Annotated in this window: 21 protein-coding genes; 11 read left to right on the top strand and 10 right to left on the bottom strand. The window is 33.5% G+C overall.

Features of this window, described 5'->3' with window-relative positions:
• Positions 1 to 60: 60 nt before the first annotated feature.
• From EYD46_RS11560 to aat, 3 genes are all read left to right on the top strand, one after another.
• On the top strand, positions 61 to 930 hold the full coding sequence (locus EYD46_RS11560) for a flavin reductase family protein (RefSeq protein WP_130937304.1): 870 nt from the start codon (positions 61 to 63) through the stop codon (positions 928 to 930).
• An 81-nt stretch (positions 931 to 1,011) separates the two neighbouring features.
• Positions 1,012 to 1,389 (top strand): DUF3127 domain-containing protein, encoded by a 378-nt coding sequence (locus tag EYD46_RS11555; protein ID WP_130937303.1) that lies wholly within the window; start codon positions 1,012 to 1,014, stop codon positions 1,387 to 1,389.
• 152 nt (positions 1,390 to 1,541) lie between these two features.
• The gene (gene aat / locus EYD46_RS11550) at positions 1,542 to 2,171 is read left to right on the top strand and encodes a leucyl/phenylalanyl-tRNA--protein transferase (protein WP_130937302.1); all 630 of its coding nucleotides are present in this window, start codon (positions 1,542 to 1,544) and stop codon (positions 2,169 to 2,171) included.
• 7 nt (positions 2,172 to 2,178) lie between these two features.
• Here the strand turns inward: aat and EYD46_RS11545 are convergent, their stop codons facing one another.
• From EYD46_RS11545 to EYD46_RS11535, 3 genes are read right to left on the bottom strand one after another with little or no spacing between them, the layout of a single operon-like run.
• A complete protein-coding gene (locus tag EYD46_RS11545; RefSeq protein ID WP_130937301.1) occupies positions 2,179 to 2,862 on the bottom strand; it encodes a DUF2490 domain-containing protein in 684 nt (227 codons plus the stop codon).
• Positions 2,849 to 3,424: a hypothetical protein gene (locus tag EYD46_RS11540; RefSeq protein WP_130937300.1), complete on the bottom strand. Its 576-nt coding sequence runs from the start codon at positions 3,422 to 3,424 to the stop codon at positions 2,849 to 2,851. The genes EYD46_RS11545 and EYD46_RS11540 overlap by 14 nt, the downstream gene beginning before the upstream one ends.
• The gene (locus tag EYD46_RS11535; RefSeq protein WP_130937299.1) at positions 3,414 to 3,980 is read right to left on the bottom strand and encodes a DNA-3-methyladenine glycosylase I; all 567 of its coding nucleotides are present in this window, start codon (positions 3,978 to 3,980) and stop codon (positions 3,414 to 3,416) included. Before EYD46_RS11535 ends, EYD46_RS11540 begins: the two co-directional genes overlap by 11 nt.
• Positions 3,981 to 4,177: 197 nt before the next feature.
• Between EYD46_RS11535 and EYD46_RS11530 the strand changes: the two genes are divergently transcribed.
• Positions 4,178 to 4,798: a thioredoxin family protein gene (locus EYD46_RS11530; protein WP_130937298.1), complete on the top strand. Its 621-nt coding sequence runs from the start codon at positions 4,178 to 4,180 to the stop codon at positions 4,796 to 4,798.
• A gap of 152 nt (positions 4,799 to 4,950) precedes the next feature.
• Positions 4,951 to 5,577 (top strand): thioredoxin family protein, encoded by a 627-nt coding sequence (locus EYD46_RS11525; RefSeq protein ID WP_130937297.1) that lies wholly within the window; start codon positions 4,951 to 4,953, stop codon positions 5,575 to 5,577.
• Here EYD46_RS11525 and EYD46_RS11520 read toward each other — a convergent pair.
• The 3 genes from EYD46_RS11520 to EYD46_RS11510 are packed head-to-tail and all read right to left on the bottom strand — an operon-like array spanning position 5,555 to position 7,816.
• Complete coding sequence (locus EYD46_RS11520; RefSeq protein ID WP_229731340.1) at positions 5,555 to 6,277, bottom strand: hypothetical protein; 723 nt, start codon at positions 6,275 to 6,277, stop codon at positions 5,555 to 5,557. The two genes, EYD46_RS11525 and EYD46_RS11520, sit on opposite strands and share 23 nt — an antisense overlap.
• A 52-nt stretch (positions 6,278 to 6,329) precedes the next feature.
• Positions 6,330 to 7,019, bottom strand: a complete 690-nt coding sequence (truB, locus tag EYD46_RS11515) for a tRNA pseudouridine(55) synthase TruB (RefSeq protein WP_130937296.1) — start codon at positions 7,017 to 7,019, stop codon at positions 6,330 to 6,332.
• Complete coding sequence (locus EYD46_RS11510; RefSeq protein ID WP_130937295.1) at positions 7,019 to 7,816, bottom strand: undecaprenyl-diphosphate phosphatase; 798 nt, start codon at positions 7,814 to 7,816, stop codon at positions 7,019 to 7,021. Before EYD46_RS11510 ends, truB begins: the two co-directional genes overlap by 1 nt.
• 79 nt (positions 7,817 to 7,895) lie before the next feature.
• Here EYD46_RS11510 and EYD46_RS11505 point away from each other — a divergent pair, with 79 nt between their 5' ends.
• A complete protein-coding gene (locus EYD46_RS11505) occupies positions 7,896 to 9,023 on the top strand; it encodes a glycerate kinase (protein ID WP_130937294.1) in 1,128 nt (375 codons plus the stop codon).
• An 86-nt stretch (positions 9,024 to 9,109) separates the two neighbouring features.
• On the opposite strand, the gene EYD46_RS11500 is transcribed toward EYD46_RS11505, so the two are convergent.
• From EYD46_RS11500 to EYD46_RS11490, 3 genes are all read right to left on the bottom strand, one after another.
• Complete coding sequence (locus EYD46_RS11500; RefSeq protein WP_130937293.1) at positions 9,110 to 9,364, bottom strand: DUF3098 domain-containing protein; 255 nt, start codon at positions 9,362 to 9,364, stop codon at positions 9,110 to 9,112.
• Between the two features lie 404 nt (positions 9,365 to 9,768).
• The gene (locus tag EYD46_RS11495; protein WP_130937292.1) at positions 9,769 to 10,647 is read right to left on the bottom strand and encodes a cell division protein FtsX; all 879 of its coding nucleotides are present in this window, start codon (positions 10,645 to 10,647) and stop codon (positions 9,769 to 9,771) included.
• Between the two features lie 100 nt (positions 10,648 to 10,747).
• Complete coding sequence (locus EYD46_RS11490) at positions 10,748 to 11,659, bottom strand: DMT family transporter (protein ID WP_165454375.1); 912 nt, start codon at positions 11,657 to 11,659, stop codon at positions 10,748 to 10,750.
• Positions 11,660 to 11,813: 154 nt separating this feature from the next.
• Here EYD46_RS11490 and EYD46_RS11485 point away from each other — a divergent pair, with 154 nt between their 5' ends.
• The 5 genes from EYD46_RS11485 to mgtE are packed head-to-tail and all read left to right on the top strand — an operon-like array spanning position 11,814 to position 17,811.
• Complete coding sequence (locus EYD46_RS11485; RefSeq protein WP_130937290.1) at positions 11,814 to 14,807, top strand: leucine--tRNA ligase; 2,994 nt, start codon at positions 11,814 to 11,816, stop codon at positions 14,805 to 14,807.
• A 19-nt stretch (positions 14,808 to 14,826) separates the two neighbouring features.
• Positions 14,827 to 15,225, top strand: a complete 399-nt coding sequence (locus tag EYD46_RS11480) for a DUF302 domain-containing protein (protein WP_130937289.1) — start codon at positions 14,827 to 14,829, stop codon at positions 15,223 to 15,225.
• Between the two features lie 15 nt (positions 15,226 to 15,240).
• Entirely contained in the window at positions 15,241 to 15,567 is a 327-nt protein-coding gene (locus tag EYD46_RS11475; RefSeq protein WP_130937288.1) for a DUF4286 family protein, read from the top strand.
• Positions 15,568 to 15,600: 33 nt separating this feature from the next.
• Positions 15,601 to 16,377, top strand: coding sequence for a 16S rRNA (adenine(1518)-N(6)/adenine(1519)-N(6))-dimethyltransferase RsmA (gene rsmA, locus EYD46_RS11470; protein WP_130937287.1), 777 nt, complete (start codon positions 15,601 to 15,603; stop codon positions 16,375 to 16,377).
• A 54-nt stretch (positions 16,378 to 16,431) separates the two neighbouring features.
• Entirely contained in the window at positions 16,432 to 17,811 is a 1,380-nt protein-coding gene (gene mgtE, locus EYD46_RS11465) for a magnesium transporter (RefSeq protein ID WP_174719901.1), read from the top strand.
• Between the two features lie 178 nt (positions 17,812 to 17,989).
• Here mgtE and murI read toward each other — a convergent pair whose 3' ends face one another.
• Entirely contained in the window at positions 17,990 to 18,769 is a 780-nt protein-coding gene (murI, locus tag EYD46_RS11460; protein ID WP_130937286.1) for a glutamate racemase, read from the bottom strand.
• Between the last annotated feature and the right edge of the window lie 2 nt (positions 18,770 to 18,771).

Raw genomic sequence — 18,771 nt, 5'->3', positions numbered from 1 at the left:
AGTAAATCAGTTTTTAGATGATTACGAGAATAGTTACATTTGTTCAAATTGAAAAAATAAATGGCATCATACATTCCAAGTGCTTTAACAACCAGTAAATTACATAGTCTTTTACTGAGTGCAGTTGCACCAAGACCTATAGCGTTTGCTAGTACTATTGATGAAAGGGGCAATCCCAATTTATCGCCATTTAGCTTTTTTAATGTGTTTAGTGCTAATCCACCAATTTTAATTTTCTCTCCTGCTAGAAAGGTGAAAGATAACACTACCAAACACACATTGCAGAATGTTGAAGCTGTAAAGGAAGTTGTTATAAATGTAGTAAATTACGATTTGGTACATCAAATGTCTCTAGCTAGTACAGAATATGCTGAATTAGTTAACGAGTTTGAAAAAGCTGGATTAACCATGTTAAAATCTGATGTTGTTCAACCATTTCGTGTTGCGGAATCTCCTATTCAGTTTGAGTGTAAGGTTAATGAGGTTGTGAAATTAGGAACTGAAGGTGGTGCAGGAAATTTAGTGATTTGTGAAGTCCTAAAATTTCATGTAGATGATGAGTTTTTGAATGAAGATGAAACTATTAATCAAAAGAAATTAGATTTGGTAGCGCGTGCTGGAGGCAGCTTTTATACTCGAGCAAGCAAAGGCTTTTTTGAAATACCCAAACCGTTGTCTTCAAAAGGTATTGGGGTTGATAGTTTTCCAGATCATGTGAAAAATAGTATGATTTTAACGGGAAACGATTTAGGGATGTTAGGTAACGTAGAAGCATTACCGAGTGAAACTGAAGTTGCTAGTTTTATAAGTGATATAGGGGAGCGTTATCCTAAAATAAAAGAAGCAAATCATAGAGAGAAGCATAAACTTGCACATAAATATTTAAGTTTTGGAGATGTGCAAAGTGCTTGGAAAGTATTATTAAGTTAGAAAAAATGTATCATTAAGTAATGATTAGAGATTGAAATAGAAGTATTATAATAGAAATCAAATTAAATAAATATAGAATATATGGAAGTTCAAGGAAGAATTAAAATGATTGGTGAGACTCAAACTTTTGGGAGTAACGGATTTAGAAAAAGAGAAGTTGTAGTAACTACAGAGGAGCAATATCCTCAGCATATATTGGTTGAATTTGTACAAGATAAGACCGATTTATTAAATAATTACCAAGTTGGTCAGCAAGTAAAAGTTAATATCAACCTTAGAGGAAGAGAGTGGGTAAATCCACAAGGTGAGACAAAATATTTTAACTCAGTACAAGGTTGGAGAATAGAAGCAATACAACAAGCTACAGCAGGAGAAAATGTACCTCCTGTACCACCTGCTGATGCTTTTGAGCCTGCTGGAGATTTAAATGAAGGAGATCACGACGATTTACCTTTTTAATTCTTGTAAAATAGTTTCTTTTCGATTTACAAAATCAAAAGATAGATTTATAATAAAACAAACCTCAATGTTTTTAAAAAGCATTGAGGTTTCTTATTTTTATAAAAAAATTGTAGTCGTCTTTAATTAGGCAGAGAAAAATTTAGTATTAAGTGAAGTTCTTAACAGAAGCGTTGTGGTTTCCTGATATTTCAGAGGCATCCGAGGAAGGTATCTTAGCTATTGGTGGCGATTTATCTGTAGCTCGCTTATTGCTTGCGTACCGTTCTGGCATATTCCCATGGTTTGAAAGTGATGAACCTATTTTGTGGTGGAGCCCAGACCCACGTTTTGTTTTGTTTCCAAAAAAGCTTAAGGTGTCTAAAAGTATGCGGAAAGTGTTACGCAATAAAGATTATACTGTTACAGTAAATAATGCATTTGTTGATGTTATAAAGGCTTGTGCTGAAGCAAAAAGAAGTGGACAACAAGGTACTTGGATTACAAATAATATGATTGATGCTTATACAGAAATGCATAATTTAGGTTATGCAAAATCTATTGAAGTTTGGAACAGTAGTAATCTAGTTGGAGGATTATACGGTATAGATTTGGGTAATGGTATTTTTACTGGCGAAAGTATGTTTGCAAAAGAAAGTAACGCTAGTAAAGTTGGATTTATATCATTTATTCAGAATACCGATTATAAACTTATAGATTGCCAAGTTTTCACAAATCATTTAGCTAGTTTAGGGGCAGAGGAAATGCCGAGAGACAAATTTCTAAAGGTTTTAAAAGGATAACTTTAATTTATATTTTTAAAACCCCAGTAGTTAACAAAAAAACTTGATGACTTGCCTCTAAATTAAACGCTCCTAAACGATATTCTAAACCAGTTTGTAATTTTAACTGTTCGGTAATCTGCCATCCTATTTGTGATGATAACCTAATATCTATTTCTGGCTTAATAAATTTACTTAAGCTCAATAAACTTTCTGAGGAACTAACCAAGTAAGCTTCGCCAATATCTAATTTTTCTCCATTTAAGGGAAAATCTACAGCAAAACGATAGCGTTGTCTAAAAACTGTTTCATTTTCAAAAAACCGTTGTTCACTTCTAAAACGATGACCATAACGTACGCCTAATTTTTGTGTTTTGTAGTTGTATTGTTCTGTAGTACGAAACTCATTAGAACCTTCATTAAAAACAGCTCTATTTCTATATTCTAAACCTAAACTTAAAGAATGATTGTAGTTTAAATTTAATGTAGAAAAATGTGCGAAATCAATCTGCTGGTAATTTAAAAGGAAAGTATTATTTCTATGTATAAAATAACGTGTCTCAAGAGCAAAATTCACAGTGTAAGATTGAGATATCTTGTGATTTACTGCTAAAACTGACTCCCCAAAACCTGTAAAATTATTTTGAGCAAACAGGTTTGTACTTACAAGATATAACCCAATAGAAAGAATAAGCGATTTAATACAACGCATGTTCGTAAGATGATGAAGTAACTTTACGAGAACTTTCAAAGTTGCCATTTTTATTAAAAGTGAATTCACTTAATTCACGTAGTTTCTCAGTTTTTGTTTCAGCAATAATTTCAAAGTGAGTATACCTGTCGTTAGGATTATCCACAATATGCTGTATAAATGATTTATCGTTTGTATTTGTGTGATTTACGTATTGCTTTTGGATTTTTAATAGTCTAGTTTTTTTATAATTAGCCTCAAAATATGCCATAATTCTAGTTAAAACTTCTTTGGCAATATGTCTTTTTTTAATTACTATCTCAATATCTTCTAATTTTCCAAGTGCATCAAATTCAGCACTATAGTATAACTTGTGTATTTTAAACTTTGCCTCAAAACTTTGTTTTTCGCCATCAGTTTCACGATAAAATTTTAAATATTTTACTTGATCAGAAAAGTTACTAAAATAGTTTTGGGCAATTTTAGGAAATTCAGAAAGCGAAATACGTTCTTCTTTCTCATCTTTAACTTGAGAAAAAGAAAAAGAAAACCATAGTAAGCAGATAAAAAAACTATACTTCATTATACCTAAAACAATTCATTTCATGGTCATTTACCATACCAGTAGCTTGCATATGTGCATATACAACAGTGGTGCCAACAAACTTAAACCCTCTTTTTTTTAAATCTTTACTTATTGTATCACTTAAAGGTGTATTGGCAGGTGCATTTTTGTAGTCTTTAAGTTTATTTTTTATGGGTTTATTATCAACAAAATTCCATATATAAGAGCTAAAACTACCAAACTCTTCTTGTGTTTTTATAAAGGATTGTGCATTAGTAATAGTAGCGTTAACTTTTAGCTTATTACGAATAATACTGGCATCTTGAAGTAATGCATCAACTTTATCCTGATTGTAATTCGCTATTTTTTTATAATTAAAACTATCAAAAGCTTTCCTGAAATTCTCTCGTTTGCGTAATACGGTTATCCAACTTAATCCTGCTTGAAAGGTTTCCAAAATTAAAAATTCAAATAGTGTGTCATCATCATAAACAGGAACGCCCCATTCTTCATCATGATATGCCTCGTATAGCGGATCACCAACACACCAACCGCATCTATGTTTTTCATTCATATAAGTGAGAATTTGAGAATTAAAGTTACTCTTTTTTTTAATATTTGGTGCGATAAATTTCAGTGAAATATTTTAGAAAAACAATGAGAAAATGCAACTAATGTTACGCTAGATTTATAATAAAAATTATTACTTCGTACACTATTGCGTAAGGATGTAGTATTAAATTAGACAAAGTAGATAATAAAAAAATAAAAATGATACACCCAACAATTCAAGAGAGTTTAAAAAAGAGTATATCGTATGATGCCTACAAGGATTTAGTAAACACTTTGGCAGATAACAATGGTACGACGGGTATACAACAAACAGAAGCATTAATCAATTATACGAGGCTTAATGCACGCCGTATGAAACGTTGGGATAAAACTTTGAAGGTATCTGAGGAAGTTAAAACTAAAGTTTCGGATTTTAATCAATCTATCACTTGGTTGGTTATTACAGAGAGCTGGTGTGGTGATGCAGCTCATGTTATTCCTGTTTTAAATAAACTGGCAGAACTTAACCCAAATATTGATTTAAGACTGGTGCTTCGTGATGAAAACTTAGAGCTTATGGATATGTTTTTAACCAATGGAGGTAGAGCTATTGCTAAGTTGATTATAATTGATAATGAAACAGGAGAGGTTTTGGATACTTTTGGACCAAGACCAAGTGAAGCAACAGGTTTAGTGAATGCTTATAAAGTGGAACATGGTAAATTAACACCTGAATTTAAGGAAGATTTACAAGTATGGTATAATAAAAATAAGGGACAAAATATTATTGATGATATAACAAAAATGCTTTGCAGGTTTGAATCTGAAGCTTGTGTTTAGTATTGTATAAGGTTAATACTAATTTTAAAAGTAGCTCTTTATGAGCTACTTTTTTTGTTAAAGTAGTCTTGTTTCTCTTAAATATGATAAAAGTCAGCAGATTACAATAGCGTTCCAGTTACATTTGTTATTAAGGCTTTAAAATATTTATCATGAAACGCATTATAGAATCTGGAATTAAACGCAGTATGTCTTATGAAGCATATCGTGCCTTAGTGGAAGAATTGGCTCAAAAAAGTGCTACCACTGGTCATAATCAGTCGCAAGCATTAATACATTATACAAAGCTGAATGATAGGCGTATGAAGCGTTGGGATAAAACATTAAAAGTTTCTGCACAATCAAGGACAAACCTCTTAAAATTTAATTTCCAGATAACTTGGTTGGTAATTGCAGAAAGCTGGTGTGGAGATGCTGCACACATTTTACCTGTACTTAATAAAATTGCTGAGGTAGCTCCTAATATAAAGTATCGTGTTGTACTTCGAGATGAAAACCCATTATTGATGGATGCCTTTTTAACCTACGGAAAAAAAGCAATACCTAAATTAATCATCATAGATAATAACTCTGGAGAAGTTTTAGACACTTATGGCCCAAGACCAAGTGAAGCAACAGGTTATGTAAATAGATTTATAGCTATTAATGGAGCGCTTACTCAAAGTTTTAAAGAAGACTTACAACACTGGTATAACGATAATAAAGGGAAAAATATAATTGAAGATATTATAGAAATATTAAATAGGTTACAACCTTCTACCGTTTACCTACAAAGTTAAATGTAATTGAACCTATTTGGCTTTTTTTAGAAGCATCCTTACTAAACCTAGAGTCTTTAGCATATTGAAGCGCATGTTCAATTAAGCATTCATTGGATGAAGTAGATGATGTATTTGTATAAGCATCAATCACATCTCCTTCAGAGTTTACAGAAATATTTACTACAATTTTCCCACTTGTTTCGCATAGGTAAACGGGAATAGGAATATAAATATCGTCACGATTTTTTAAAGAGTAGCTTACAGTACTCTTGGTATTGGCACCTTCTCCTTTTTGTTTTTTTAGTAAATCATTCACTTTACTAAATGATGATAAATCTTCGCTTTTAAGTTTAGCTTGATTATTAGTTTTATACTTAGATTTATAGCTTTCTATAGCATTTTCACTATTTATATTACTGGATCGAGGTTGGTAATCTTCAGGAGGTGCAATAGTTTTATAAGCTTGGGCAAAGTGTTTATTGTTTTTAGTTTCGTTAAACGCTTTATTAGTTTCTGCTTTGGCGTTATTTTTATTTTCTAAAGCCTCAAGAAGTTTTAATTCGTCTTCGGTAAGTTCTTTTTCAGGTTCTAGTTCGTAATAACTTTCTGCAATTCTTTCATTCTGTTTCTTTAAACTTAAATTAAAAACAGAAAGTACCACCGTACCAGTAAGCAGCAGTGTCAACAATAGGGCTTTATGTTGATTTGTTAGGTTCAAATCTATGTTTTAGCAATGTTTTTACATTGAAATATACGTAAATATATAAATTTTAGTTGTTTAAACTACTAATGAAGGCTTCAATAGTCATACCATTTTCCACATTAAAGTCGCCAATTTTGGTTCGCCTTAACGCTGATAGATGTGCTCCAGAGTTTAAAGCTTTCCCAAAATCATTCGCTAAAGAGCGAATGTAAGTACCTTTACTACAAACCACTCTAAAATCAATAGTAAGACCATTAATATTTGTAATTTCAAACTCTGAAATAGATACTGTTCTTGATTTTATTTCAACGTCTTCTCCAGCTCTAGCAAATTCATACAAGCGTTTTCCGTCTTTTTTTATAGCCGAAAATACAGGAGGAAATTGTTGAATGTCTCCAATAAAAGCATTAGTAGTGTTATGAATTGCATCTTCTGTGATATGCTCTGTTGGATAAGTTTGATTTATTTCAGTTTCTAAATCAAACGAAGGTGTTGTGCTACCTAAAACTAATGAACCGGTATATTCTTTTATTTGTCCTTGATACGTATTGATTTCCTTTGTTTTTTTACCAGTACAAATTACCAATAATCCTGTTGCTAAAGGATCTAAAGTACCAGCATGCCCTACTTTTATTTTTTTAATATTGAAGGCTTGGCGTATTTCCCAACGCAATTTGTTAACCACTTGAAAGGACGTCCAGTTTAAAGGTTTATCAATCAGTAAAACCTGTCCTGATAAGAAATTTTCAGCAGTCATTAGTTATTTAAAAGAGATACAATAATTGCAATAACACCAACAATAACACAGTATATAGCGAAATAAGACAATTTGCTTTTCTTTACTAAAGCAATCATCCAAGTACAGGCAAAAAGTCCGGCTACAAAAGCAGCTATAAAACCTATAGAAAGTGCAGTGAAGTTTTGACTTTCAGTAGAAATATCACCACTTAAAATATCTTTAGCAATTTTCCCAAAAATTAAAGGCACAACCATTAAAAATGAAAAACGTGCTGCTTTGGTTTTATCGTTTCCTAATAACACAGATGTTGAAATTGTAGCACCTGAACGTGATATGCCAGGAAGCATGGCAATGGCTTGGGAGATTCCTATAACAAAAGCATTAGAGAAACTTACTTTTTTGCTAGTGTCTTTAGCTTTGTCTGCCAAAAATAAAAGTAAAGCTGTAATAATTAGCATGCAGCCCACTAGTAAAATATTACCGCCAAATAAAGCTTCTAATTGTTCTTCAAAAAATAAACCTACAATTACAGCTGGTAGCATGGACACCACAATTTTTGCTAAAAATTGCATGTCTTCATTCCATTGAAATTTTAAAATCCCTTTTATAATTTCAAGTATATCTTTTCTAAAGATAACAATGGTGCTTAAAGCTGTTGCAAAATGAAGTACAACTGTAAATAAAAGGCTTTCTTCAGGAACGGAGTTGTCGCCCAAAATAGCTTTTCCCAATTCTAAATGTCCACTTGAAGATACAGGTAGAAACTCTGTAAGTCCTTGAATAATACCTAATATGATAGCGTCGATTACATCCATGTCGCAAAAATATTAAAATAGTGATACAAATGAAGTTTTAAGGCTTAAACTTTAGTTAAATGAATTGTATTTTAGAGGAATGAAAATTGTTTTAGCTCCAGATAAGTTTAAAAATTCGTTAACAGGATTGGAGTTTTGTGATGCTGTAGAAAAAGGTATTCGGGCTGTTACACCAAATTGTGATATTATAAAGTTACCACTTGCTGATGGTGGCGATGGGACTATTGAAGTTGTAAACTATTACTTGAAAGGTAAAACAATAACAACAACAGTAAACAATCCGTTTTTTGAGCCGATAGAAGCGTCTTATTTATATGCAGAAGTATCTAAAACGGCATTTATAGAAATGGCCGAAGCTTCTGGAGTTAAATTATTACAACCAGAACAGTTTGATTGCAAAAACGCTACTACTCTTGGTACAGGCGAACTAATTATTGATGCTATTGAACATGGTGCAAAACATATTATCTTAGGTATTGGTGGTAGTGCTACAAACGATTGTGGGATTGGAATGGCAAGTGCTTTGGGGTATCACTTTTTAGATGAGGATGACGCTGAGGTAAAACCCATTGGAGCAAACTTATCACATATAAAAACTATTGACACTACCAAAATTCAGCCAAAGTTAGGAGCTGTAAATTTTAGAATAGCTTGTGATGTTTCTAATCCACTTTACGGAAAAAACGGTGCTGCCTATGTATATGCTAAACAAAAAGGCGCTACAGATTTAGATATTGAGATGTTAGATAAAGGACTTTCTGATTTTGCAAAAGTTTTAGAATCTACTTTTGGGGTAAACCCTCAGTCTGTTAAAGGTGCAGGTGCCGCTGGCGGTATGGGTATAGCGTCAAAAGTATTTCTTAATGGAGTCCTTATGCCTGGAATTACATTAATAAAAGACTTGGCTAAATTTGATCAAAACATTGCAAATGCCGATTGGATTATTACTGGAGAAGGTAAATTGGATACTCAAACCTTTTCAGGGAAAACCATTAAAGGGGTTTTGGACTCTGCGAAAGCACAAAAGGTAAAAGTAGCTGCATTTTGTGGTGCTGTTGATTTGGATGAAATTGGTATTAAAAGATTAGGTTTGGAATACACCAATGCCGTAATGCATTATGCAAAAAACTTAGAAGATGCTATCGAAAACGATTTTAACTATGTAACAAAAATAGCCGAGAATTTTGCTAAAAAACATTTGATTTAATTGACTGCTGTCATTCCTGCGAAAGCAGGAATCTAGAAAAATAAAGTCTTTAGTTGGATTGAGATTCCTGCTTTCGCAGGAATGAGTTACTTCTTATCAGGATTCAATAAAATAGCATAAATCTGGATAACAAAACCAATTAATACCAGTGTTGGCGCTAGACGAATACGTCTCCAAGAAAAGATTTCAGGGTTAAACACGTTGGGGTCATCACTTCCTCCACCGGCCATTAATATAAAACCAAGAGCTATGCATGCTAAACCAATAAACATGAATTTATAGTTTTTTTTGCCAAAAACAAATGTTGGTTTTGAGGCTTCTTTACGTTTTTGTTCTCCCATGGTTTAATAGAATTAATGCAAATTAAGTGATTTATTTAAAAACGAAGTGTTAATATGGGTTTAAAATTTCTTTTGGCTATAAGGTTATGCTTTGAAACTTAGTAAATTTTCTATTGTTAATGTTTCGTAGTCTTCTAGAGAAAGCGTGGTGTTCTTCTCTTTTGGAAGGTTAGAGGTAGGTTTTAGAGCAAGAGTGGCGCGTTAGGGATTGCAGAGGAAAGCCCACAGCCAGACGCAGGAGGTGCGAGGACTTGAAACGTAAAGCCCGACCCTTGTGGTAACGCCCAAAATTTTAAAAATTAATTCACGTACATGGTTTGTAGGCAAAGATCCCGCTAGGAAGCTGGATTAGTTCAACTAACAATTTTGAGTGCGTCTTATAGACTTCTCAAAATAGAGTTTTACTAATAATACAACTCATCTGTTTTTAAATTTAAAAAGCGCTGTGTTGCAAAGTGTGTGCTTATCCAAGTAATAACAATACCTAAAGCGAAAACGATTACAAAAAGTAACACCATTAAAACGGGGTTTGCGAGTAACTCTAATTCTGGGAAGGATTTGTTGATGTAATATAGCACAATAGTCATGCCTATTAAGGCTAAAATGGCGCCAACGATACCTAAACGGATACTTTTCCATACAAATGGGCGACGAATAAAGCGTTTAGTTGCGCCTACCATTTGCATGGTTTTTATGGTAAATCGCTTAGAGTAAACGGCTAATCGTAATGAGCTATTGATAAGTAAAACAGCGATTAATGTGAATAAACCACTGATGACCAAAACCCAAAAACTTATTTTTTTAACGTTATCGTTCATTAAGTTTACCAAGTCGTTATCGTAAGTAACTTCATCAACAAATTTCTTGTTTAAGGCTTCAGTGGAAATTTTTTCTAAATGCTCTGAGGTTACAAAATCTGCTTTTAAATGTACATCGATGGAATTTTGTAACGGATTATAACCTACAAAATCCATGAAATCCTCGCCAGTTTCGGCTTTCATAAATGCTGCAGCTTGTTCTTTTGAGACATATTCTGTAGATTTTATGTAATCTGCCATGGCTAAACTTTTCTCAAGCTGTTTGCGTTCCACCTCTTTGGCTGTATCTTTTAGGTAAATGGTAACTACGACTTGTTCCTTAAAATGATCGGATACCTTTTTGGCGTTTAATACTAACATTCCCAACAAGCCCAATAAAAACAATACTAAAGCGATGCTTATCACTACAGAAATATAAGATGAAACTAAGCGGCGTTTTTGGTGTTTTTCAAAGGATGAACTCATAAAGGTATTGGATTAACGATGTAAAAATACTAAAGTATATGAAATGCGTATTTTTATAAACTAAAACATATCAACATTGTTGTTTTAAAATGCTCCTATTTTAAGTTTTTTTCTGCTTCTTACTTATTAAGTATACACCGATAATAATTAAAAAACAGCACGTAATTTTTATCCAATTAATATCCTCATTATAAGTGTTATTGTGAAATATGAAAGACAGGATTAAAACAATAATAAAACTTACCGCAGGTTGTGCATAGGTGTAACTTGCAACTACTGGTGCAGAAACTTGTTTTAATGCATAAATATTGAATAGAAAGTTGCAAAAGGTGGTAAAAAAAATAACGAAGCTTATCGCTAAATAGGTGTCTGTAGTAAAGGCTTCAAAGTTTGTAGTTAATACTAAATCCTTTAAAGCAAATGGAATTAGAAACACAAAACCGAATAAAAATACCCAACTTATAATTGTAATGAAATGATATTTTCGCATTAAAGGTTTTGCAATAACTTGATAAAAGGAATAGAATAACACGTTTAAGAAAACAAAAATATTTCCTAAAAAAGAGCTGTTGCCTTCTGCAACTTGTCCATATAAAACTAAACCTATAGCTCCTAGACCTCCAATACTGATACCTAAAATTTTACGGTTACTTACCTGTTCTTTTAAAAATAGGATGCTCAATATGAAAACTACTGCAGGAGCCGATGTCATTATAATTGATGTGTCAATAGGAGATGTTAAACTAAGGCCATGAAAAAATGATAATTGATTTAATGATGCTCCAAACAAACCACATAGTGCAAGTTTAAAGAGGTCTTTTTTCGCAACACGTTCCTTAATAAAAAATTTAATACCCCAAAACAGTAAGCCAGCTCCTATTACACGAAGCATTACTAGTGCGTTAGGATTCACTTTTTCTGGCATGATACCTTTAGCTATAAAATTATTTGCAGCGTAAATGACGTGGGTTGCTAAAAGTGCAAAATGCGCTCTTATTATATTGTTTTGCAATGATTTGAAGTTTGTTTTTGAAAATAATTTCTCAATTGAAATCATCAAAAATAAATCTATTATTTTAGATATATTAGAGAATACCATTTTTTGAGTATTACCACCTCATATTTCTATTTAAAGCTTAAATTTGCAGCTCGCAAAACGACTTACGATGACATACAATTTCAACGAAATTGAAAAGAAATGGCAAAACTATTGGGCAGACAACCAAACATTTAAAGCCGAAAACAATAGTGATAAACCAAAATATTACGTGTTGGATATGTTTCCTTACCCAAGTGGTGCAGGATTACATGTTGGGCATCCCTTAGGGTATATTGCTTCTGATATTTATGCACGTTACAAACGCCACCAAGGTTTTAATGTATTGCACCCACAGGGTTATGATTCTTTTGGGTTGCCTGCTGAACAATACGCCATACAAACGGGGCAACATCCAGCCATTACAACCAAGGAAAATATTGCAACCTACCGCCGTCAGTTAGATCAAATAGGGTTTTCGTTTGACTGGTCTCGTGAGGTGCGTACTTCTGACCCTAGTTATTACAAATGGACACAATGGATTTTCATCCAATTGTTTAATTCTTGGTATAATAATGAAAGCAATAAAGCTGAAGATATTACTGAATTAATCAAAATTTTTGAAGTTGAAGGGAATGCGTCTGTAAATGCAGTTTGTGATGATGATGTTGCCATATTTACTGCCGAGAAATGGCAAGCTTTTTCTTCTGAAAAGCAACAACAAATCTTATTACAATATAGATTAACCTATTTAGCAGAAACCGAAGTAAACTGGTGTCCGGCACTAGGAACGGTATTGGCCAATGATGAAATTGTAAATGGTGTTTCAGAGCGAGGCGGATATCCTGTAATTCGTAAAAAAATGACCCAATGGAGTATGCGTATTTCTGCCTATGCTGAGCGACTGCTTCAAGGTTTAGAGAGGATAGATTGGACAGATGCTTTAAAAGAAAGCCAACGTAACTGGATTGGGAAATCGGTTGGGGCGTCTGTCTCGTTTAACGTCATTGCGAGTGAAGCGAAGCAATCTCCTTCAGAAAAAATTGACGTTTTTACCACAAGACCAGATACTATTTTCGGTGTGTCTTTCATGACGTTAGCACCAGAACATGAACTTGTGTCACAGATTACAACTCCAGAACAAAAAGCTGAGGTTGATGCGTATATTGAAGCTACAGCAAAACGTAGTGAACGCGATAGAATGGCTGATGTTAAAACCATTTCTGGGGCATTTACAGGTGCTTATGCAGAACATCCATTTACAAAAACACCAATTCCTATTTGGATAGGCGATTATGTATTGGCAGGATACGGTACAGGTGCCGTTATGAGTGTACCTTGTGGCGATCAGCGCGATTATGATTTTGCGAAGCATTTTAATATTCCTATTCCAAATATTTTTGAAGGTGTAGATATTTCTGAGGAAGCTTTTGCAGATAAAGAAAAAACCATCATCGCTAATAGTGATTTCCTAAACGGATTAAACTACAAAAAAGCAACTAAACGTGCTATTTACGAATTGGAGCAAATTGGTCAAGGGCAAGGAAAAACCAATTACCGTTTACGGGATGCAGTGTTTAGTCGTCAGCGTTATTGGGGAGAGCCATTTCCTGTGTATTACGTGAATGGATTACCGCAAATGATTGATACCGAACATCTACCGATTGAACTTCCTGAAGTTGAAAAATATTTGCCAACTGAAACCGGCGAACCACCATTAGGAAATGCTACAGTTTGGGCATGGGATACTGAAAAGAATGAAGTAGTTTCTAATGATTTAATTAATAATAAAACAGTTTTCGCTCTCGAGTTGAACACCATGCCTGGGTGGGCAGGAAGTTCTTGGTATTTTAACCGCTATATGGATGCTAACAATCCAGATGTATTTGCAAGTAAAGAAGCACTTAACTATTGGCAAGATGTTGATTTATATATTGGCGGTAGCGAACACGCTACGGGGCATTTACTATATTCTCGTTTTTGGCAAAAATTCTTGTTTGATAAAGGATTTGTACCCACGGATGAATATGCCAAAAAGCTGATTAACCAAGGGATGATTTTGGGGACTAGTGCTTTTGTGTATAGAATGGATTTTGATATAAAACATGAAAATCTTGTTGATGGTTTTTTGAAAGATGAAAATATTAAAAAGAGAACTTTTATTTTATCAAAAGGAATTGCGGAAGATTTTGTAAATAAAAAGCAAAATGAAGCTATAAATAAAATAAAATCTGAGGTTATTAACGAATATTCAAAAGTAGGGGTTAAAGTTGATTGGTTTAATGATGCAGCCCCTACTGTTGTACCGATTCATTCAGATGTTTCTTTTGTGAACTCTTCCGATGAATTAGATGTTGCAGCCTTTAAAAATTGGCGTCCAGAGTTTAAAAATGCTGAATTTATTCTAGAAAACGGTGTTTACAAAGTAGGTCGTGAAGTCGAAAAAATGTCCAAATCAAAATACAACGTCGTAAATCCAGATGATATCGTTGCAGATTATGGTGCAGACAGTTTACGTCTTTACGAAATGTTCTTGGGGCCATTAGAGCAATATAAACCTTGGAATACAGCAGGTATTACAGGCGTACATTCCTTCTTAAAAAAGCTTTGGAAGTTATATATTGGAGAGAACGGATTGAATGTGAATGGGGCTGTGCCTACAAAAGATAATCTAAAGACATTACACCAAACTATTAAAAAAGTTCAAGAAGATATCGAGAATTTTTCATTTAATACTTCAGTATCTACATTCATGATTGCTGTAAATGAGTTAACAAAACAAAAGTGTACTTCAAAAGAAATATTGGAGCCGCTATTGGTTTTAATTTCGCCTTATGCTCCGCATATCGCCGAAGAACTTTGGGAAAGACTTGGAAATAACCAATCGATTTCAACAGCACCATTCCCAGAATTTGATGAAAGTCATTTGGTAGAGAGTAGTAAAAATTACCCTATTTCTTTTAATGGTAAAATGCGTTTTACTTTAGAGTTACCATTAGATTTGAGCAAAGAAGAAATAGAAAAAACAGTGTTAGCTTATGAGAAAACACAAGACCAATTACAGGGTAGAACACCCAAAAAAGTAATTGTAGTCCCAGGTAAAATTGTAAATATAGTGGGATAAGTCATTAAAATAATGTGTTATGAGCGAAACAGGAATAATTAGTAAAACAAGTCAGCTAGATTTTGAAGCAACATATCAAAAGTTAAAAACGTTTATTGACAATAATCCAAACTTAAAAATTATTGCAGAGTTAAACCATCAAGCAAATGCAGCTTCAGTGGGGTTAGATTTAAAACCTACACGAATTATCATGTTTGGTAATCCAAATTTAGGAACACCGTTGATGCAAAATGTGCAAACTATCGGCTTGGATTTACCACAAAAAATATTAGTATATCAAGATAGTGATGGTGTTGTGAATGTATCCTACAACGATCCTTTATACCTTAAGGAAAGATATGGTATTACCACTAACGATGCTGTTTTACAAAAAATAGCTGGTGCATTAAATAAACTAACTGATGCCGCAACACAATAATTGTAAATTTTAAGAATGCAATTTATTTATAACGTTACTGTAAATATAGACGAGTCTATACACGAGGAATGGTTAACGTGGATTAAAGCACATATTCCAAAAGTATTAAGTACAGGTAAATTTGAAAAGGCTACCTTAACCAGAGTTTTAGTAGAAGAAGATATGGGTGGCGTTACGTATTCCATTCAATATAGAACGTATTCCAGAGAAGCTTTAGATGCTTACTATCGTGACGATGCCGACAGATTACAACAAGAAGGATTAAAAAAGTTTGCAGATAAAATGTTAGCTTTTAGAACTGAACTTCAAATTATAGATGAGTATACTGTAAATTTCACATAATGTTAATGGCTAAAAGCCAACACCCAAAAGCCGATGAGCGTAAGAGCAAAAAAACACCTAGGTCAGCATTTCTTAAGAGATGAAAACATCGCTCAAAAAATAGCAGACACCTTATCTTTAAATGGCTATAAAAATGTTTTAGAGATTGGTCCTGGCATGGGTGTGCTTACCAAATATCTGCTAAAAAAGGATACTACAACGTATGTGATAGAAATCGATCATGAATCTGTAGCATACCTGCAAGCTACTTATCTTAATCTGGCTCCAAGAATTATTGAAAAAGACTTCCTTAAGTACGATTTAAATGAAGTATTTAAAGAAGAACCTTTGGCAATCATAGGTAACTTTCCTTATAATATTTCTTCGCAAATTGTGTTTAAAACCTTGGAGATGCGGCATCAAATTCCAGAATTTTCAGGGATGTTTCAAAAAGAAGTAGCACAACGTATCTGTTCTAAAGAAGGGAGTAAAGTATACGGTATATTATCAGTGCTTACACAAGCTTTTTATGAGGCCGAATATTTATTTACAGTACCGCCGTCTGTATTTAATCCACCACCAAAAGTAGATTCTGGAGTTTTAAAACTCACTAGAAAAGAAAACTACAACTTGCCCTGTGATGAAAGGCTATTCTTTAAAGTTGTAAAAGCAGCATTCCAACAACGCCGAAAAACACTTCGTAACAGTTTAAAAACATTTGATTTATCCGATATTTTAAAAGCAAATGTTATCTTTGGCAAGCGTCCGGAACAATTGACTGTTAAAGCGTTTGTTGAATTGACGCAGTTGATAGAAGCCGACCGCAAATAAGCATCACGTTTTTTTATTCAAATTTTCCAAAGAGAAAATTTATAAGTCAAGCTGATGGAAGAAGAAAAAGAAAACATACAATTTGAGCTAACCGATGAACTTCTAAAGCAAGTTGAAAGTTTTATCGCATCTAATAGTGATAAGGAACTTCAAAAACTACTAAATGAATTTCATTACGCCGACATAGCTGAAATTCTAGATGAACTTAATCTAGAACAGGCAATCTATGTCATCAAGTTGTTGGATTCTGAAACTACTTCAGATATTTTGATGGAGCTCGATGAAGATAATCGAGAAAAAGTACTAAAAAACCTTACCGCCCAAGAAATTGCTGAAGAGGTTGAGGAATTAGATACCGATGATGCAGCAGATATTATAGCAGAGTTACCTGAGGAACGCCAAGAAGCGGTAATTGCAAGGATAGAAGACGAGGAGCATAAAGAAGAAATTAAAGAGCTTCTAGCCTACGAAGATGATACGGCGGGTGGTTTAATGGCAAAAGAGTTAGTTAAAGTTTACGAAACGTGGACAGTTGCTGGTTGTATGCGTCGTATTCGTGGTCAAGCAAAAGAAGTTACTCGTGTACACTCTATTTATGTCGTAAATAAAGAAGAAAAACTTATAGGTAGATTATCTTTAAAAGATTTAATAGTTGCCAAAAGCGAACAAAAAATATCAGATTTAGTAAAGGTAAATGTAGATTATGTAAATGTAAATGAAGATGTAGAAGAAGTTGCTAAAATAATGGCTAAGTACGATTTAGAAGCCATTCCAGTTGTAGAAAGTGATGATAATAAAATACTTTTAGGTCGTATTACTATTGATGACATTGTAGATGTATTAAAAGAAGAAGCAGAAAGAGATTATCAAATGGCTGCAGGTATTACAGGCGATGTAGACTCAGATGATAGTATTCTTCAGCTTACACGAGCCCGATTACCTTGGTTGTTTTTAGGTTTAATAGGAGGTATAGGGGCTTTTATAATTATGGAAGGTTTTAAAGGCTTGTTTACTGGTAAAGCAGTAATACTATTCTTTTTTACACCACTTATTGCTGCTATGGCAGGAAATGTAGGGGTGCAATCTAGTGCAATTATTGTGCAAGGTTTAGCAAACGACGATGTAAAAGGAAGTGTTAATAGCCGTTTATTAAAAGAAATGCTATTGGCAGCGTTAAATGGAATGATACTCGCCCTTTTCTTATTTGTTTTTATTTGGATATTTGAAGGAGAACTAAACACTGCTTTAGCCATATCGGTCTCATTAGTAGTAGTTATTGTTGTAGCAGGTTTAATAGGTACATTTGTGCCCTTGTTTTTAGATAAACGTGGTATAGATCCAGCTATTGCAACAGGGCCATTTATTACAACAAGCAACGATATTTTAGGAATTCTGCTTTATTTCTGGATTGCAAAAATGATACTTGGTATTTAATATTTGGGCGTTACCCACAAGGGGTCGGGCTTTCCACTATATCTTTTCTGCGAAGCAGTCCCAAACTAGTTTCGGGGTCTCATCAGTTAAGTCTATTTGATTTTTTAAGTAACATAAGTAATTCTTAGGCTTCGCATAAAAGGATGCCGTTGCAATCCCTAACGCAGTTCGTTTAATATTAAAAATTTAGGTGTTTAACGTCAAAACCTTTACCCAAAAGGGAATACATCACATCTATACTACCATTAGTATAAAACTTAAGATTTATAGTTTCAGCTGATAAATTCAATAGGCTATTTTTTTCTAATACAGTTTTAGTCTGTCGTGCTACAGCAGCTCCAGAATCAATTATTGTAACATGATTGGGTAGTAATTCTAAAAGTATAGGAATTAAATAAGGGTAGTGTGTGCATCCCAAAACTAAATGGTCAATATTGGCTTTAAGCATGGGTTGTAAATATTCTAAAAGTATTGCTTTCATAGCATCAGAATATAGTTTTCCACTTTCAATGAGTTCAACAATACCTTTGCCTTCACGCTCTATAACTTTAATATTGCTTGCAAATTTTCCAGAAGTTTTAGAGAACAATTCACTTGATAAAGTACCTTTAGTAGCAAGAATTCCAACTGCATTGGTTTTAGTTTGCAACGCTGCTGGTTTTATGGCGGGTTCAATCCCAATAAAAGGGACATTATATGTTTCTCTTAAATAATCAATAGCGTTTGTTGTGGCCGTGTTACAGGCTACTACTATAATTTTACAGCCCTTTTTTAATAAAAGCTCTGTGTTTTTAATACTTAGTTCTTTAATTTTTTCTGAGCCTTTTGGACCATAAGGTGCATTAGCGCTATCAGCAAGATAAATAGTGTTTTCATTAGGAAGTAAATGATGTATCTCCTTCCATATAGAAGTACCTCCAACTCCAGAATCAAAAATGCCAATAGGGTTATTGCTCATAC

Origin of the sequence: Hyunsoonleella pacifica (genome assembly GCF_004310335.1) — a bacterium.
Taxonomy (GTDB): domain Bacteria; phylum Bacteroidota; class Bacteroidia; order Flavobacteriales; family Flavobacteriaceae; genus Jejuia; species Jejuia pacifica.
The sequence above is the reverse complement of the archived record's forward strand: the minus strand, read 5'-3'. Positions and strand labels throughout refer to the sequence as shown.